The organism is Thermoplasma sp. (assembly GCF_008709555.1).
In the GTDB taxonomy this organism is placed as follows: Archaea; Thermoplasmatota; Thermoplasmata; order Thermoplasmatales; family Thermoplasmataceae; genus Thermoplasma.
Genome location: NZ_VYIJ01000007.1, coordinates 15184 through 33810, shown reverse-complemented (window position 1 = coordinate 33810; position 18627 = coordinate 15184). Strand labels below are relative to the sequence as shown.

The 18627-nt window shown below is 48.8% G+C and carries 16 protein-coding genes; 9 read left to right on the top strand and 7 right to left on the bottom strand.

Annotated elements, in window-relative coordinates:
* From F6Q11_RS04000 to F6Q11_RS03990, 3 genes are all read right to left on the bottom strand, one after another.
* Positions 1–849, bottom strand: a complete 849-nt coding sequence (locus F6Q11_RS04000) for an SDR family oxidoreductase (protein WP_297026443.1) — start codon at positions 847–849, stop codon at positions 1–3.
* 131 nt (positions 850–980) lie between these two features.
* Positions 981–2411 (bottom strand): glycine--tRNA ligase, encoded by a 1431-nt coding sequence (locus F6Q11_RS03995; protein WP_297026439.1) that lies wholly within the window; start codon positions 2409–2411, stop codon positions 981–983.
* Entirely contained in the window at positions 2408–3244 is an 837-nt protein-coding gene (locus tag F6Q11_RS03990) for a CBS domain-containing protein (RefSeq protein WP_297026438.1), read from the bottom strand. Before F6Q11_RS03990 ends, F6Q11_RS03995 begins: the two co-directional genes overlap by 4 nt.
* 131 nt (positions 3245–3375) lie before the next feature.
* Between F6Q11_RS03990 and F6Q11_RS03985 the strand changes: the two genes are divergently transcribed.
* The gene (locus F6Q11_RS03985; protein ID WP_297026435.1) at positions 3376–4728 is read left to right on the top strand and encodes a dihydrolipoyl dehydrogenase; all 1353 of its coding nucleotides are present in this window, start codon (positions 3376–3378) and stop codon (positions 4726–4728) included.
* A 139-nt stretch (positions 4729–4867) separates the two neighbouring features.
* Here the strand turns inward: F6Q11_RS03985 and F6Q11_RS03980 are convergent, their stop codons facing one another.
* Complete coding sequence (locus tag F6Q11_RS03980; protein WP_297026433.1) at positions 4868–5296, bottom strand: hypothetical protein; 429 nt, start codon at positions 5294–5296, stop codon at positions 4868–4870.
* Between the two features lie 206 nt (positions 5297–5502).
* On the opposite strand from F6Q11_RS03980, the gene F6Q11_RS03975 reads away from it, so the two are divergent.
* From F6Q11_RS03975 to F6Q11_RS03960, 4 genes are all read left to right on the top strand, one after another.
* Positions 5503–6588 (top strand): MFS transporter permease, encoded by a 1086-nt coding sequence (locus F6Q11_RS03975; RefSeq protein WP_297026431.1) that lies wholly within the window; start codon positions 5503–5505, stop codon positions 6586–6588.
* 41 nt (positions 6589–6629) lie between these two features.
* Positions 6630–7370, top strand: coding sequence for an electron transfer flavoprotein subunit beta/FixA family protein (locus F6Q11_RS03970; protein ID WP_297026429.1), 741 nt, complete (start codon positions 6630–6632; stop codon positions 7368–7370).
* Positions 7367–8248, top strand: a complete 882-nt coding sequence (locus tag F6Q11_RS03965) for an electron transfer flavoprotein subunit alpha/FixB family protein (RefSeq protein ID WP_297026427.1) — start codon at positions 7367–7369, stop codon at positions 8246–8248. The genes F6Q11_RS03970 and F6Q11_RS03965 overlap by 4 nt, the downstream gene beginning before the upstream one ends.
* A gap of 118 nt (positions 8249–8366) precedes the next feature.
* A complete protein-coding gene (locus F6Q11_RS03960; RefSeq protein ID WP_297026426.1) occupies positions 8367–9746 on the top strand; it encodes a glycosyltransferase family 2 protein in 1380 nt (459 codons plus the stop codon).
* Here the strand turns inward: F6Q11_RS03960 and truD are convergent.
* From truD to F6Q11_RS03945, 3 genes are all read right to left on the bottom strand, one after another.
* On the bottom strand, positions 9732–10955 hold the full coding sequence (gene truD / locus F6Q11_RS03955; RefSeq protein WP_297026424.1) for a tRNA pseudouridine(13) synthase TruD: 1224 nt from the start codon (positions 10953–10955) through the stop codon (positions 9732–9734). The two genes, F6Q11_RS03960 and truD, sit on opposite strands and share 15 nt — an antisense overlap.
* 95 nt (positions 10956–11050) lie before the next feature.
* Complete coding sequence (gene mqnC, locus F6Q11_RS03950; RefSeq protein ID WP_297026421.1) at positions 11051–12148, bottom strand: cyclic dehypoxanthinyl futalosine synthase; 1098 nt, start codon at positions 12146–12148, stop codon at positions 11051–11053.
* A 48-nt stretch (positions 12149–12196) separates the two neighbouring features.
* Positions 12197–13891, bottom strand: a complete 1695-nt coding sequence (locus tag F6Q11_RS03945) for a TIGR04190 family B12-binding domain/radical SAM domain protein (RefSeq protein WP_297026419.1) — start codon at positions 13889–13891, stop codon at positions 12197–12199.
* 171 nt (positions 13892–14062) lie between these two features.
* Here F6Q11_RS03945 and F6Q11_RS03940 point away from each other — a divergent pair, with 171 nt between their 5' ends.
* Genes F6Q11_RS03940 through F6Q11_RS03925 form a run of 4 tightly spaced genes read left to right on the top strand, consistent with a single transcriptional unit; the run spans position 14063 to position 18621 of the window.
* Positions 14063–15160 (top strand): radical SAM protein, encoded by a 1098-nt coding sequence (locus F6Q11_RS03940; RefSeq protein WP_297026417.1) that lies wholly within the window; start codon positions 14063–14065, stop codon positions 15158–15160.
* Positions 15157–15918, top strand: a complete 762-nt coding sequence (locus F6Q11_RS03935) for a menaquinone biosynthetic enzyme MqnA/MqnD family protein (protein ID WP_297026415.1) — start codon at positions 15157–15159, stop codon at positions 15916–15918. Before F6Q11_RS03940 ends, F6Q11_RS03935 begins: the two co-directional genes overlap by 4 nt.
* A gap of 54 nt (positions 15919–15972) precedes the next feature.
* Positions 15973–17430 carry an IMP dehydrogenase gene (guaB, locus tag F6Q11_RS03930; protein ID WP_297026414.1) on the top strand — a complete coding sequence of 486 codons (1458 nt, stop codon included), beginning with the start codon at positions 15973–15975 and terminating at the stop codon, positions 17428–17430.
* Between the two features lie 6 nt (positions 17431–17436).
* Positions 17437–18621, top strand: coding sequence for an aldehyde dehydrogenase family protein (locus F6Q11_RS03925; protein WP_297026413.1), 1185 nt, complete (start codon positions 17437–17439; stop codon positions 18619–18621).
* The last annotated feature ends 6 nt before the right edge of the window (positions 18622–18627 follow it).

Sequence of the window (18627 nt, the reverse complement as noted above, 5' to 3'; positions counted from 1 at the left end):
TCAGTCCTTTTTTCTTGATGTTTCATATATAATTTTCCACTGTTCTTCGGTGAGATCCTCCAGATGGTTGAACTGCCCGGCCCCCTTCAGCCATTCGCCACCATCGATTGTAACCACGGATCCATTCATGTATTCAGCCTGATCTGAAACAAGGTAGGCTGCAAGGTCTGCTATCTCGTCCATCCTGCCAGGCCTTTTCAGCGGCACTCTCTGAACAATGCGCTCCTCTATCTGGGGTATTGGGAAAAGATTCTTCCGCGTTGCCTCGGTGGGAAACGGGCCGGGTGCAATGGCAACATGCCTGATACCGTACTTTGCCCATTCAACAGCCAGCGATCGGACGAGGGCAAGAACTCCGGCCTTAGCTGCGGCAGACGGAACCACGTATCCGGATCCTGTCCATGCGTAGGTCGTGACTATGTCCAGGACAACGCCATGCCTACCGGTCTTGATCCATTTCTTTCCCAGATCAAGCGTCATATATATAGTTCCATGAAGCACTATGCCCAGAACAGCGTCAAATGCATGGGGCGACAGCCTCTCCGTTGGAGAGACAAAATTGCCTGCAGCGTTGTTGACAAGGATGTCTATCCCGCCAAACTTATCCAAGAAGTGATCGATGGTCTCGGAAACCTGGGCAGGATCCCTCACGTCGCATCTGTGATAATCGGCCGTTATGCCGGCCTCACTGAATCTTGACACAGCTTCAGCGAGGACGTTTTCCCTGCGCCCACATATGGCTATGGATGCACCCAGTTCCCCGTATCTCTTTCCTATATTGAATCCTATGCCGGTGCCGCCGCCGGTGATCAATGCAACCTTCCCCTTCAGGAGATCCCTTTCAAACATCCCATGAATATTTGCATCGAGCTATTAATTTTCTGCATACCGAGGAAAAATGAATCCGTTTGTGCGCACCCGCTGGATGATGATGAACTTGCGGATAATGGGAAGAAAATGAAGAACAAGGGTGTGTAAGGTCAGCTGGAAAATAGGCCAGAGATTGAATCAGGAAACGATCTTATCCTCTCGAGGAGGTCGCCTGTGCTGATCCTTACCTGTCTTGTGCTGTCCCTTTCCCTGATCGTAACAGTTTCATCATCCTTTGTCTGGTAATCCACGGTCACGCAGTATGGCGTACCGATCTCATCCTGCCTTGCGTATCTTCTACCTATGTTCCCGCTGTCATCGTAGAATATGAACGGGTCCACTGATCTGATTCTTTCGAACAGATCCCTTGCAATCCTGTCCAGATCATCCCTCTTCTGCAGAGGGAATACCGCAAGATGTAAAGGAGCTATGTGCGGGTCCAGGCGAAGTACCTTGTAGCCGTTATCCCTCCTGTAGTAAGATGAGTCCATGATCGTAAGCAGCAGGCGGTCAACGCCGTAGGAAGGTTCGATAACCCTAGGCGTCCTGCCATCTATCTGGAAGTTCTCGCCGGAGAACTGCTGATGCCTTCCCAGATCATAGGTGCCGCGATCCGACACACCGACGATCTCGATCCAGTCCTCATCGAGCAGGTATTCGAAATCCCATGTCTCAGATGAATAATGTGCCCTTTCCCCAGGGTCGTGCTCCCTAGCCCTTATGCGGTCTGGCTGGAACCCCAGCTTCAGCAGTATATCGTATGTCTTGTTGAGGAAATAAGCCATGACCCTGTTTCCGACAACGCCTGATTTCAATGCGTCGCTTACCCTTATCCTCAGGAGTTCGCCAGTGTTCCTCAGCAAATTCAGTTCCATATGCGAATCTGGAATCGGGAAATCCTCGTTTTCCAGATAGAAGACCTCGACCTCTGCCTGAGAGAATTCCCTCATCCTTATGAGGGCCTGCCTTGGAGATATCTCATTTCTGAAGCCCTTGCCAACCTGGCACACGATTATCGGCATCGAGTTTCTGGCGTAGTTGTAGACGTTCTTGAAATTGATGAATATGCCCTGCGCAGTCTCCGGGCGGAGATAAAGGTCATTTGATCCGACACGGAACATGAGGTTGAAATCGTATGGGTTCCTCAGCTTCTCCCCGCACTTCGGGCATTTGACATCATATTTTTCAAGTATTGCAGAGGCCTCATCAACAGTCTTCGCTATCTCATTTATCCCTAGACCTTTGATAAGGCTCTCGAATTTATAGGGCGTACCGCATTTGGTGCATTTCACTGCTATGTCGGAGAATTTTTCTAGATGCCCTGAGGCCCTGAACACGTCAGCCGGAGAGATGACAGGAGTATCAAGGAAAATGGCGCCTTCACGTGCATATTCCCTCTTCCATAGGCCTATTATGTTGTCCTTCAGCAGGGTACCAAGGGGGCCATAATCGTAGAAGCCAGATTCACCGCCGTATATCATGTATGATGGCCAGAAGAAGCCTCTCCTTTTCGCCAGCTCGATAACATCCTCGAAGCTCATTGAAACACACCCAGCATCTCTATATCGTAGAGCATACCGTATATGCCGTGGGAATCATCGAGAACAGGAAGCTGGTTGTAGTTGTACTTGATCATGAGGTCAGCTGCTGTAGAAAGCCTGTCATTCGCGTAGACAACCGTTGGGTTCTTCACCATGATCTCATCAGCGGAGATCTTTGGAAGCTTTATATCAGCGCGTTCTACGACGTACTTGAAGACATTGCGCAGTCCTGTCCATGACCATGGATCCTCATCGTCCGCGATCCCCATCTCGCTGAGTATCGAGTCAAATTTGAGATCTATTCTGTCGAATATGTCCCTATCGACAAGCAATCCAACGAATGACCCATTATCGTCTATAACAGGGAATGAGAATATGCCAGATACGTTCATGACCGTGAGTATAGCTGGTAAAGGTGTCTTATACCATATGGGGACGCTGGTTTCCTTCATTACCTCCTTCACCTTTACATTTCCGTAATTGTCCTTTATCGTCTTCATGAAGTTCTGTGGTGTCAGTATGCCTTTCACATGCCCCTCTCTGTCTATTACTGTCAGGTGCCTCTTCTTCTGTGCAAGCATTTCAAGGGCAGCTGTCCTGACGTCGTCGTCTTCGTATACGGCCTTCGATCTCCTCATCACCATGGCCGTCTGGGTTTCCCTTGGATTGGCAAATACATCCCTCCTGCTTACAAAGCCGGCGTAATGACCGGACTGATCGGTTATTGGAACACCGGTCACATTGTATTTTATGAGAACCTTTATGACCTCGTTTATGGAGCTCGGGACATGGTAGGTTATGGGATCTGGCGTCATTATATCGGATACTTTCATGATGGCGGTGCATTGTTAATCTGGATAAAATTATTTTCCTGAAGGATCTTTCATGCCTTTGCACAATATTCGTCATATCCATGATAGTATATCACAAAAAAGAAATTTATCCCACGTTGCAATGTACCATTATGGAAGAATATGACGTCATCACCATAGGTGCAGGGGGCGCTGCCTATCCTGCAGCATTCAGGCTCAAAAAGTCAGGTTACAGCGTTCTCATGATCGATAAGAAGGGTGTGATGTCTGGAAACTGCTTAGCTGAAGGCTGTGTTCCATCGAAGGCGGTGATCGAGACCGTTCATACTCTTGCGAAGATGAGGCATTTCGGGGATTTTTCCATAGACTACGGGAAGATCGTCGATCACAAGGACAGCGTGCAGAAGATACGGTATGATCAGCATGACGAGGAGTTGAAGGAGGCCGGTTTGAAGATAATCAAGGGTACCGCTAGGCTGATAGACGAGAACATGGTTGAAGTTTCGTCAGATACCGGTACGTCAAGATACAGGGCCTCCTCAATAATAATAGCATCAGGATCAGATACATTCGTGCCGAAGATACCAGGATCAAATCTGGCATGGACAAGTGCCGATCTCTATGCGCTGAATGCGAGGGTAAGAAAGCTCCCAAAGAGCATGGCGATAATAGGCGGTGGATACATAGGCATGGAAACAGCATCGTTCATGTCAATACTGGGAGTCAAGGTCACCGTCATAGAGATGCTGGACAGGGTACTGAGCACCATGGAGAAGTCCATGGTTGATAAGCTTCTTCCGCTGCTGCCTAAGATAGAGATAAAGACATCATCGCCAGTTAAATCTATAGAGAAGAACGGAAGTATGTACAGGGTGAATTTCGGAGCGGACAGCAATACAGAATCGATAGACGTAGAGGCAGTGCTAATGGCTGTAGGAAGAATCCCTGTATTTCCGGATGGTGTCGACGAACTGGGCATAGAACATGACCGCCATGGAATAAAGGTGAACATGGCCATGCAGACAAATATAAAGAACATTTACGCTACGGGGGATGTCAATGGTATAACGCCGCTGTTCCATGCGGCAAAGAGGCAGTCAATCGTTGCTGCGAACAACATCATGGCAAACAACGTTCCAACAGACTATTTCGATCCCCTGTCCGTACCGTTCACTGTATACACCATACCACAGATGGCCTATGTGGGCATAATGCCATCTCAGGCCAGAAAGATGGGCATCGATTATGTGGAGACAGATTACCAGATAGAGACGGATTCCATGGCGCAGATAAACAATGAAATGTATGGAGAGATCAGGATATTCACAGACAGCAGGATGAAGGTTATAGGCGGCTACGTTATTGGAAATGACGCTGGAAACGTCATAAACGAGATTGCACTTGCAGTTTCAAGAGGTCTAAGTCTCAGGGACCTCGCAGAAATGGCCCACCAGCATCCAATGACATTCGAAGGCATAGACTCTGCGGCAAGGAAGCTCTATTGAACAGTAGATTTAATTTTTCTCATATTTTCATGACCTGAATCAAAGGGCACCCATAGCATTTCTGAGGACTCGGATCATGGATCGCAGCGTGCATAAAGGGTGAATTATATTCCCGGGTCTTAAACGTGAGAAAGCAGGATCACTTCTTCGAAACGACCTCATCAGCGTGTATAGTATTTCTGAAGAGCGAACCTCCTATTACACCGCCCATTATGGAGAAGAGCGTAAAATCAACTATTATCCTGTTGACGAGTGGCGATATCGGTGAGTTTATCTGGTCAACGGAGTAGCTGACGAATGAGTATACAAAGCTGTTTCCTGTCGAACTGTATATGGACTGCAGGAATGAAGATGGCACAGCTATTGTCAGCGTGATCATTATGAATACCGTTACTAGTGACGAGATGAGGGCTGCAAGAGCTCCTCTGCCGGATCCCTTGGAGGCTATGCCTGCAACCAGTCCAGATATGAACCATGAAACAGGGCTTATGGTCACCATCGCTATCAGGAAGAGGATGCCAGCCGCGGTACCTGCGGCGAGGCTTCCAGTTCTTGCCAGTAGAGGCATAGCCATTTAACGTTAGCATTGTATTAAGCATTATGGCGATACGTTGAGAAGGAAGAACAATCCGTAGAAATATATTTATAACGGGTATATGATGCTGAAAGAGGTGCACCGCCACGGACGATCGTAACCTTTTCCTGATCAGGTTCGGCATAGTTGTCGCAACCTTCTTTTCGCTGGCACTCTATGCTGGATCGTTCACCTTCATATTGAGGGAAGGGGGTATTCCGTTCTATTACCTGGGCGTGTTTTTTGCCATAGCAGTCATATTCTACCTGATATTTAATTCGCTTTCGCGCGAGTACGTGGACCGTTCAGGAGATGCAATAACGGTTCCACTTTCCATACTTATGGTGGCCGTGGCATTCATATTGGTTTACATATCACAGAGCGTCCCAGTGATCTCCGTTTCTGTTGCCCTATTCACGGTATCGCTCACGATGTTCTACAATTCCACAATTAGGAACAGCATCTCCATAAGCGCGAACGAGAGAATATTCATGGTCGGTGCAGGTCTGGGAGGGTTCATCGGCCTGATAGTGGCAGGCGTATTTCCAGGGCAGATGTATACCCTGGACTCATACATGGCTATCATAATGCTTGCAGTCGGCCTCGCTGCTGTATTCTTCTTCTTCAAGAGGCCCACTGGCAGATTCAGGAGGTACGATATCTTCCGGGTTTTTCTGAGGCCATTCAACTCCATGGAGAGTATAAGGACGGTTGAGAAGAAGCTTCTTTTGCTTGCAGTTTCGCTGGATGAGATATTCGTCTGGATATCAATAGGATCAGCTTTCCCGTTCATAATATCGGCGGGTCTTGGTTCCAGCATGTCAAGATCCGGGGTTATGTTCTCTGTTGCCGCCGCGATCATAATAGGCGCGGCCCTTGTATACGTGTTTGAATCCTCGAAAATACCTTCCATACCTTTCTTCTATCCAGCAAAGGATCTCATACTGGTGGCAGGTCTTCTGCTCATGAGCTTCATGTCGCCAACGTCCTTTGTTGCCGGCCTTATTTTTCTCTCTCTGCTGCCGGTCGCATTCATAGGATCCGGGCGTTTCATCCGATCACAGTTCCCGTCCGCTTTCGATTTCAGGCAGATAACATCATTCTTCAGGAACCCGATAATGGTCATAGCGCCGCTCATGGGATCAATACTGTGGGCTGTAAGCGGTGCAATGCTCTTTCTCACAGCGATGGCCTTCGCGATATTTGCGCTGGTCATAGGAATAATAGTAATAACAAACCCCAGGATATTCAAGGTCAGCGATCCATACGAGACGGCAAATAACTGAAGACCATTGAAAACGTATATACGATACGGAATCATATCAGGATGATGGTAAACGTAGTTGTTCTCATTAAGCAAATTATAGACATAGACCAGATGAAGACAGACAGCGAGGGGAAGCCAATACTGACCGGAATTCCTTACAGGCTGGAAAATCTTAGCAAGAATGCCATAGAAGCCGCAGTACGGATCAAGGAGAAGAACGGTGGAAAGGTGACCGGGATCATATTCGGCACTGAGGCTGGGACCTCTGCGATGAAAGAATCCTATGCAATGGGTGTGGATGAGGGTATCCTCATAACGGGCTATAAGGGGAGCAATCCGCAGGTCACGGCCAAGGCCATTCTCACATATCTCAAGCAGATCCAGTTCGATATGGTCATTCTTGGCGATCAGTCTGCTGACTCGTATACAGGAATGCTTCCGGGCCTCATTTCAGCTGGACTGGGCATCCCCCTTCTTGGTAATGCAAACAACATTGCCATAGATGGGAAGACCGTACGCATAACTCAGGTCGGAGAGGCGGAGAACGTGGAGATGGAGGCTGAGATGCCGGTGGTTGTCTCAGTCACGCAGGAGATAAATGAGCCAAGGCTCCCGCCAGTTCTGCAGATAATGGCTGCCGGGAGAAAACCAATCCGCACTGAGAAGTTTGACGGGTCTTTCAACAACGTGAACGTGATATCCAACCTCGCACCGAAGAGCGAGAGAAAGAGGAAGGTCTTCGAGAAGGTTGATGAGGGCATCGCCGAGGTTGTCAAGGTTCTGAAGGAGGAGGTAAGATGAAGTTTCTGACAGTATCGGACGATATTAACTTTCTGAGGCAGGTCAACACGCTGGTCTCTGGTAAAGGCGATATTGACTCCGTGCTCATTGGAGAGGGGGATGCCAAGGGCCTCGGATCGCATGTGCTTTACAAGGCGAAGAGAGAAACGCCGTTTGATGCAGTATCTGAGGGCATACTGAAGATCGCCGGCAACTACGATTACATAGTGATAGGATCAACTGAGATCGGAAGGGAGATCGCGGGATACCTTTCGTTCAAGACGGGTTTCTACGCTGCAACTGAAGTCTTCTTCCTTGATTTCAGCGGGCAGAAGACGCACACAAAGAGATTCTTCTTCGGCGGGAAGACTGTCATAGAGGAGGAGAGCGATGCCAGGATCATAACCGTCGCACCTGGCGTCATAGAGGCCAAGGACCTGGGTTCCACTCCGGAAGCAAGGGATCTCGAAGTGGGACAGAGCAGGATAAAGATAACCAAATTCGTCAGCAAGGCCGGTGGAAGCGTTAGGCTGGAGGATGCAAAGGTCATCGTATCAGTGGGTAGGGGCATAGGCAGCAAAGATAACATAGCGAAGATCGAACCACTGGCAAAGGCGCTGAACGGTGAGATCGCCGGATCTAGGCCGGTCTGCATGGATTACGGCTGGCTCAGCGAGGACAGGCAGGTGGGTCTGTCCGGCAAGAAGGTATCACCGAAGGTCTACATCGCTCTTGGAATATCCGGGCAGATACAGCATATCGCCGGAATGAGGAACTCGAAGACCGTGATAGCCATAAACAAGGATAAGAATGCACCGATATTCCAGGAGTGCGATTACGGCATAGTAGGCGACATATTCACCGTGGTTCCGAAGATACTTGAACAGCTGAAGCAGTAAAAATTTTAAGAAATTAGACAAAATTCTTATTTTTTCTCTGGACTGGTATACTCGGATGTCTGCCGGAAACGTTAAACATCTGCCAAAATTTATATAATGTCCATACGATCATCATCAAATGCAAAATCTGAGGCAGGGCGCTTTTGGGATGGGGTTGACTTTCTGGCAGATCCCCGTCATACTCGTCCTCCTTATCCCAGCAGGGTTCACATTCATTTCCAATTCATCCAGTCCAATAACATATGCCGTGGAAGCACTGTGGATAATGGGGTTGCCAATAATCATAATAGCCCTTGCTGGTGCCTACAAGAGCAGAAATGTCCGGCTATCCGATTTCAGCGGTCACATAGATGAGACCGTAATATTCCAGATAGCGTCCATAGCAAGGTGGGATGTGGTAAATGCACTGGAGAGGGTCATAAACTCTGTGACGTCGTCAGCGCCAAGAAACCTCAGAAACTGGTTCATAAATCTCGTGATCGAGGAGAACTCAGAGGCCAGATCATACCTGGAGAAGAAATACGGCGGCAGCAGCTGTATAAGGATAACCGTAGTCCCAAGGGAATACAGGACCAGAAAGGGGGCGTTGGCTAAATCCAGGGCAAACCAGTACGCAATAGAGATGCTGCGGGCGCAGGGTCTGGTATCGAAGAATACATGGATATACCATCTTGACGATGACACATCAATAGGCCCAGAGAGCGTTGCCGCAGTGGCGGAGCATATAATGCGCTATGGGGACAGGTATTACCTTGCACAGGGCATACTGTCATTCCCGCATTTCCTTACCAGGAACTTCATAACGAAGTACGCGGATTCCATGAGGCCAACGGATGACCTCACCAGGTTTTACTTCTTCACGAACGTAATCAAGATGCCGCTGATCGGGCTTCACGGAGAGAACATGCTCGTCAGATCGGACATAGAGGAGTCAGTTGGCTGGGACAACGGCAACCGTGCAATTGCAGATGACAGCTTCTTCGCTCTGAACTTTGCCTATATGTATCCGGGAAAATCAGCGTTCATGCCGGCTATAACATATGGTTCGTCGCCCACCACCATAAGGGATATGCTGAAGCAGAGGAAACGCTGGTTCCTGAATGTTTCCAACCTGAGCTTCTATGGTGGTATACCCATAAAATACAGGGCGTTCATGATATACAGCATCATCTTCTGGATAGGCATGGTGGTGCAGAACGTCGTTCCTGTGCTGATGATCCTTCACTTCCTCGGTGTGATACGAATGGCGGTGATCAACCCCGAAGTACTGTTCCTTTGGGCATTCACGCTCTCATTTTGGATATGGTTCTACATATCTGGCCTACGGATAAACAGGGAAGTCTCGGGTATATACAGGGAAAGCATCATGGATTATGCCATACTGGTATTCCTTTACATATTCGTGATATCCCCGCTTGAAATAATAGGTGGATTTCTTGGTTTCATAAGTTTTCTGAAAAATGAGAGGTCGTTCGAGGTCATTTCAAAACCCATCTGACGAAATGTCAGAATCGACGACTTTCCCGAATTCTGATATGAGCGTTGTTGCGTATATGCCTTTTCCGAGGGTGAACTCCATAATGCCTCCGGAAACAGAAAAATCAACTGGCTTTGCCGATACTATCCGCCTGTCCCCGGTGGATGACAGATGTGGATACTCCACGTTCCTGAACATGGCCTGGTCAATGTGTTCCTCCTCCAGGACCTTCCTCTCGATCTCTCCGAACTCGCTTGAATCAGGGCCAACTTCAGATCCTATTATGGGAAGCGCGACCCTGAGGCTGTCTTTCCTTATGAGCTCGTTTATCCTGTCAACGTTGACCTCGTTAACCTCCACAGGCCTACTCCGATCAGGGTTGAAGTATCGATCCACAGGGAAGGCTATATCGCCAGGTATGGCAGTATTCAGCCCGTATCTCTCTATCCTCAGGCTCAGCATCCTGTTGAACAGGTATGACTGATATGCATGCACGAACATTATGGCAAGGTTCTTGGGAAGAGCGTCAAAAGCACCGCGGAAAGTGCGATGATCAGCGTAATAGCCGATGATTGATCGCTCGAACCTCAGGGTCTTTGGAAATTGATCAAGAGCCCTTGCATAGTCCAGTGTCTCAACAAAATCCTTCCGATAGTCCTCTGTGTCGTAGCGATCATCGTAGATGTATAGGCGGACAGCGTCCTCGTACCTGCCCATGACTATGAGTCTTCCAACGTCATGCGTGTTCCTGCGCCTTGATCCGAAGCGTTGCTGGCCGAAGTAGTTGGGAAAACCGCCATTGGCCATCATGGCATCGTAACGCCTCTTTATGTAGTCATCCTCTGGCCCGTGGAATCTGATCCTGAAATGGTTTGCGGTTAGATCGCCGAGCTTCAGGTAGTGATCGCTTCTGAATGTATCGAGGATCCTGAAACCGTTAAGGGAGATCCTGGTTACATCAACAGGTGCATTTATGCAAAAATACTGTATCTTTTTCGCACGCTTGTCCTTTGTGCCAGCATACGATATCCTTTTCCTGCTTATCCTGAGCGATGATGCAATGGCCTCCACGACCTTATTTGTGTCCCAGTCCGTGATCTCTGCTCTTATGATTATGTACTTGCCCCCATCTCTCCGGGGAATGTCTGCTATCTCCTCAACCAGAAAATCTTCAGGGTCCTCCTTTATCCTTATGGCCGGTAGGAGACTTCCGTCATCATCCAAGGTCATTTATGCACTCCTGGCGTATATGACACCGCGCGAATATAATTTACGCAGGTCGCCCTCACACTCACAAACCAGAGAAAAAAGGATGCCTGCAAAAATCAATAAACCTGCACCGGCCTGTAGAGGTTATCCCTCTCCACAGGCACCATGCCCAGGTCCTTGATGCTCCTTATTATTATCTCCTTCCTGAGGTTTCCTACCTGCTTGCCGGTTGCAGGTATAACGCGCTCATCGTATATCGTACCGCCCCAGTCGTTTGATCCGTATATGATCGCGAGCTGCCCCATCTCCACACCGTTTGTCAGCCATGAACTCTGAATTATGGGAAGGTCATAGTTCAACACTATCCTGGATATGGCAACGTTTCGGATCACGTCCTCAGCCTGTGATCTGTAGCTCAGGACACCTTCCCGCTGGAGTTCCGTGTTGTCCGGTTCCATGTTCCATGCCGTGAATGACAGGAAGCCATGGTACTTCTTCTGCAGATCCCTGATCGCGATAAGGTGATGCGCCTTGTTTATGCTCTTCTCAATGTGCCCGTAAACCATGGTTGCAGAGGTCTTCACGCCGATCCTGTGTGCGGTCTCCATGATCTCCAGCCACTGCTTTCCGCTTCCAGGCGGCCTTCCGAGTGCCACCCTGATATCGTCATCCAGTATCTCTGCACCAGCTCCGGGTATCGTCTCAAGCCCCGCATCCCTGAGTACGGATATCGTATCTTCGTAGCTCATCTTCGCCTTTCTTGATATGAAATTTATCTCTGCCGTTGAGAGGCCGTTTATCCCTACATCAGGGAATTCCTTCCTGATCCTGCTGAAGACCTCGAGGTAGTAATCCAGATCCAGGCTGGGATTGACACCTCCCTGGATGAGAACCTGTTTTATGCCGAGAGGATAGTATTTCCTGATCTCATCTATGACCTGATCTGGAGTCATGGTGTACGCGTCCTCTTCTTTTCCAGTCCTGTAGAAGGCACAGAACTTGCACCTGACATTGCAGACGTTTGTATAGTTAAGAATTATGTTTGACACAAAGGAAACGCGGTTCCCGCTTATTCTCTCAGTGATCTTCCTGGCGAGCTTACCAAGATCGTTCACGTCAGCTTCATCATACATATATACGATGTCATCAGCGTCCAGATCCTCTCCGGCCTCGATCTTCTTCTCTATGGATGAAATATGATCTGATACTATCACGATACTCTATTTTTTAATGGTTATTAACATTTGCCAAAAATATGCGGATCACGATCTTTCCTCGGATCTGATACGCATTCCGCCTATGACCTCCTCGTATGATCTGTAAAGGAGTATCAGAAGAGAGGTCAGAGTTGGCTTGTGTTTGTTGGACCATTCTATGTCCTTGCTCATGTAGGCGAGGTGCTTATCCACCCGGTTGCTCTTGCAGTAGTTGTTGCCCCGCCTGTAGTTCTGGACATTTCTTATTATGGTCTCCATGGTATCCCTGCTTATATCGCCAACATCGTACCTCAACTGGGTCATTCTTATCTCTGCATCGTACGTTGCATTGACTATTTCGTCCCTGGTCATCCACTGTGTTTCGTAGTCCAGGAAATCGTACCATGTCTTTCCCATATCGAGGATGCGGTATATGTCTGCAAGGGTCCTTGCGAAGACCTTGAATCCGTACATCTCGGACTTTTCGTACCAGAGCGAACCCGGATCCACGAATGGCGCTATCGGCGATATGAATGTGCTGATCTTCATCTGCGATCCCCTGAAATCCCTCATCAGCTTACCAGCGTATTCAACTGTATCGATTACGTTCCTGTAGTCCTGGTGCGACAGCCCTATGGAGAAGTAAACATCGAACTTTTTCGATCCGTATTCCTCCGCAAGTTTGAGAGATTTTTCAAGATCCTCGTTGCTGTATCCGCTCTTGTTCCAGTTTCTGACATTTTCATCGGATGTTTCCGGTGATATCTCCATTGAGAAATCGACAACGCTCCTGCTTATCTCCTTGGCGTAGTCCTCGTTGAACGGCTTGAAGTACTCAGTGAGTATTGGTATGTCGATCTTCCGATCCCTAAGGCATTTGAAGAACTTCTCATAGTATTTCTGCCCGGCAAGAGCGAGATCGCCGACGATGAAGACTGGCGATCCAAGGATCTCCTGTGATAGCTCGATCTCATCCACCACTCTGCATGGGTCCCTGAACTGGTAATTGATCGCAAAGTTGTTCTTGTATGAGAAGTTTGACCCACCGCAGAATCCGCAGTTGAGCTGGCATCCACGTTCTATCAGCGTGAAGCCCTCAGGATTCCTCAACCAGTCTGCGTAAGGCAGATGCCCCTTCACGTCATGATACTTTATTGCGTTTTTTAGAAGCACTTCGTAGTTGAAGAAGACATTCTCAAGGCCTTTCCTGAAGTCATACGGCCTCTCCTCCTTCACCATGCCGTTCTCCCTGTGAACAAGGCCGGGCACCTCAGACAGCGGCTTGCCCTCAACTATGCTCTCGGCAAGCTTGTATATGCCGTATTCCTGGAAATCACCGGCGAGAACGAAATCGACGAATGGGTAATCACGCATTATCTCCTTCCTGAAGTAAGTGGATGAATAACCACCAAAGACAACGTACGAGTTTGGATGGAGATTTTTGACTATCCTCGCAATATTAAGGGCACCATGGGCATGCGGAAGCCAGTGGAGATCTATTCCATATATGGGGGCATCCAGATCCCTCAGGTATGATACTGGATCAAACCTCCTCGACTGCACCATCCTGACCGCGACGTTGGCTATCCTCGCATTGAAACCGTTCTGAACAAGATAATTCAGCATGCTCACAAAGCCGACCGGATACATCTCGAACACTGGCGTGGACGGAACGACATCGCTTATAGGGCCAGGGTCGATATCCCTCTTCCTGAAATCATAGATGGATGGGGGATGTATGAATACAACGTCGGTTTTCATGGGTCACGCCCAGTCATTTTCCTGCCGTATTTAAGCATTTGTTGATTAATCATATCCATAAAGTTTAGATATCCATTCATTCGGAGAAAGAGGCTGAAGCAGAAATATAATGCGCCTTCGTTCAAGGCGAAATGGCTCCAAGTTTAAATATCAAATGACAATGAGTATAAAATGATCTCCTATGATGTTGATTACTGGGTTGAGAGAGCCAGAAACTCGCCCATAACGTTCGATGAGGCCATGGATCTCACCAACATGGATATATTCGACCTGATGAAGATAGCAAGCAGGCTCACTGAGATCGATGTCGGCGATACCGTGACGTATGCAGTTTCATATAATATAAATTACACAAACTACTGCACAGCAAGCTGTCCAATATGTGCATTTTATGTCCCATACAAGAACAAGAGGTTCGGAAAGGGATATGAACTGACTAGGGATATGATCATGCACGAGGCCTACGAGGCAAAGAAGAGGCAGGTGACCGAGGTTCACATAGTTGGCGGCTTCAATCCAGACCTGAGCATAGAGTACTATGAGGATATGTTCAGGACGATAAGGTCAATTATGCCGGACGTCGCCATAAAGGCTTTCACGATCCCGGAGATAGACTTCATTGCAAGGACAACGGGGAACAGCATAAAGGAAACTGTTTCAAGGTTCATGGAGGCCGGCATGAACGCACACACTGGAGGCGGTGCTGAGATATTCGATCCGGAGATCAGGAGGATAGTGGCAACGCCGGAGAAGATCTCAGGTGAAAAATGGCTTGAGGATGCCAAGATAATACACGCGCTCGGCCTCAGGGGGAATTCTACCATGACCTACGGCCACGTCGAGGGATGGAACCACATAGTGGATCACATGATAAAGATAAGGGACAACCAGATGGAGGTTCCGGGTTTCCTCTCATTCATACCGCTGAAATTCAGTCCAGAGAACACTGCACTGCTAAAATCCGGTAGGGTGAAGGGTCCGGCACCAGTAGACAAGGACCTGAAGGTCATAGCGTTGGCTAGGATAATAATGGGCGAAGCGATAAGGAACATAAGCGTTTACTGGGTCGCATTGGGCAAGCTTGTCGCACAGATCGCCATCAACGGAGGCGGCAGCGATCTGGTGGGTACAGCTTACAGCGAGAAGGTATTCGGTGCTACGGACAGGAAGAATCCGACCACCACGGAGGAGCTGAACCGCCTCATAAGGCAGGCTGGAAAGGTACCCGCGATAAGGGACACCTTCTATAATATAATGGCGTACGCATGATATCCATAATTGATTTTGCGCACAGCGATCCTCTTTATATGGGATTTGAAAATCGAGATGGTGTTGATCGGCATGGCCCGTTCCAGAACCTGGAGCTTGTGCTGTCCGGCAGATCCGAAATAGGGATGGTGTCGCTTGTCTCATATCTGGAGAATGAAGATAACCTGAGGCTTCTCAATACTGCAAATATACACTCCAAGGGGAAGACCGTATCAACGCTGCTGGTATCGAGGAAAGACGGCTTGAAGAAGAAAATGGATGTGGCAATAACGCGCAATACCAGAACCACGGAACTGTACCTTGATCTTGTCCTCACATCCCTACATGTGGAACACAGGTTCATCCATACCGATTACAAGGATGCGGAAGATCTTCTAACCGTGGCTGACTACGCCCTTCTCAATGGTGATGAGGCGCTTGCAGTTTATGCAGGCAGAAACCACATAATAATGGATGTGGGCAACGCGTTCTCAAGGATATTCCACATGGCACCAGTATACGCGGTATCAGTCTCAAGAATATCGGAGAATCCAGACACGACGGAACTCGATCATGCTGTCATGCGATCGATCGCCTACAAAATGGAATGTGCACGCAGCCTTTCAGAACGGATTGGAATACCGATGAGCGTTGCAGAGGACTACTACAATACAATACTGTACGAGTACGATAATCATACAGCACAGACGATAGAATTCATCAGGAAGATCATCAGATCCACGAACGGGAACAAAACATCGTCGTCGATCACCAGATGATCTTTCAGAGGAAGAACTGGCAACATTTATTTATTGGTTTTTACTTCCTTTCGCATGTATAGAGAGAAATTCACGAAGATAGCTGAAGGTTTCACTTTTGACGATGTCCTTCTACTTCCAATGAGGACTTCAGTCGAACCCAAGAACGTTGTTGTTTCATCCCGTATAAGCAGGCATATACAGGTCAAGGTACCCATAATAAGTTCTCCAATGGACACAGTCACCGAGGATGCCATGGCCATAGCCATGGCACGGTATGGTGCCATAGGAGTTATACACAGAAACCAGCCAAGGGAGAAGGAAGTGGAGATGATCAAGCGCGTCAAGAGGGAAGAGACCATAATAATCAGGGATGTTTACACCATAAGCCCGGAGACGCCAATAGAGGTCGCCAAAACTCTCATGGCCACGAGAAACATAGCTGGTCTCCCAGTCGTGAAGGACGACAAACTGATCGGTATAGTGACGAAGAGGGATCTGGAATTCGTGAAGAAGGGTTCTTCGGTATCCGACGTCATGGTAAAGGATGTTATCACGGCACCAGAGGACGTGGATATTGATGAGGCAATAGAGATACTGCACAAGAACAGGATCGAGAAGCTGCCACTCGTAGATAGCGCAGGACATCTCGTCGGGCTCATAACCGCCAAGGACATAATAACCAGGCAGAAGTTCCCAGACGCCTCGAGGGACAGCGAGGGGCAGCTGATGGTCGGTGCAGCCGTCGGCCCCTTCGACATAGAGAGGGCAATAGAGGTGGAGAAAGCCGGAGCAGACTTCATAGTCATTGATACTGCACACGCGGACAACGAAAACGTCCTGTCATCGATCAGGAACATGAGGAAACAGATATCCGTAGACATCGTCGCTGGAAACATAGCGACGGCCCAGGCCGCAGAGGATCTCATAGCCTGCGACGTGGACGGGCTAAGGGTCGGCATAGGGCCGGGATCCATATGCACTACCAGGATAGTTGCGGGCGTTGGAGTGCCGCAGCTCACTGCCATCTCGGAGGCGGCTGAAGTTGCCAGGGAAAGTGGGATTCCGGTGATAGCGGACGGAGGCATAAGGTACTCAGGAGACATAGTCAAGGCAATAGCCGCAGGCGCAGATGCGGTTATGCTGGGTTCAATGCTGGCTGGAACCGAGGAAAGCCCCGGCCAGGAGATGATAATCAATGGCAGGAAGTACAAGGCCTACAGGGGCATGGGATCCATAGGCGCTCTCACAACCGGCCTTTCTGACAGGTACAGCAAGCTGGGCAATGGTTTCATAGCTGAGGGCGTAGAAGGAGCAGTCCCTTACAGGGGTAGGGTTGACGAAGTCCTCTTCCAGCTGGTCGGCGGCCTTCGCACGGGAATGGGGTACGTGGGTGCAGCCACGATCGAGGATCTAAAGAGGAACGGAAAGTTCGTAAGGATAACAAACAATGGCCTGAGGGAGAGCCATCCGCACGACATAAGGCTGATAAGCGAACCGCCAAATTACCAGATATCAAACATAAATCCGTAGGCTGACATGATAATAAGAAATAGATTCACGGATGAGATAGAGGACGCGTATCTTGAATACGGGAGTCCTGGTCCGGAACTGGATGCGATACAGGATGCATCCGCATCACTGCGATCTCTCTCTGTTGAACAGATCCGATCATCCATAGATTCCGTCTTTGATTATCTGCAGGAGAACAGAGACGCCATACTGCCAAGGATAGCGAGGACAACGGGGAAGCCGGTGGGATACCTAATATCGGAGTTGAACCGATCGCTTTCTGATGTGAGAAAGATCGGTATACTTGAGGATCCTGTATTCAATCATCTGCCGCAGTATTCCATTGTATACCCAAATCATCAGGATCCAGTATCATCAATGCTGGTTCCATCCCTATTCTTCCTTTCAAACCGCGTGCCGGTGGCGGTTGTTCCGGACAGGCATGCATTTCTTGTCCCATCGCTGATGTACAAGGCCTTTGCCTCCTCAGGGCTACCAAAGGGATCTTTAACCGTGTGGAACCATGGAATTCCGGATGGTCTGCCGGGATCGAAATACGTGGTGTCATATTCGACTGATGGGATGCAGGACTACGGCAGAACTTCTGGAACAATCCTCGCGGACAGGGGAGGGCCATCTGTTGTCGTAGTGTGGAAGGACGCAGACCTGGATTTTGCGGCGCAGGATCTTGTCAGCGGGATCATAGAGAGGCACGGCACGTTCCTCAGGGCCATGATAGTGCATGAGGATGTCTTCGAATACTTCGTGAACAGGCTGAAGGAACTGCTACCATCAATAAGGGCAGGAGATCCTGAGGATCTCTCAACACAGCTTGGCCCGTGCGCATCTGATATCGATCTTGTCCGATCTCTGAACATGATCGCAGAGGCGAGAAAGGCCAGATCCCTCATGTATTCGAAGGGGCCACAGGGCAACATAATAACACCCACGCTGATAAACGGCGAGATAACGGACTTTGACGACATGCTCTACACGCCGGTCTACATTCTGCACCATGCTGCATCAGTGGAAGAGGTTATGGAACGCATTATGAAAATTGATCCGGTATCCCTCGCCGTATACAGTTCCGATTCCATGATATTCCGGATGATGCTGACCAGGGCAAGGACAAGGTATATTGGCCTAAACAGATATCCGGAGATCTCATACAGGCCGGACATAGTTTTTCCAAAACGTGGCATCTTCCTCTGAAAGCAC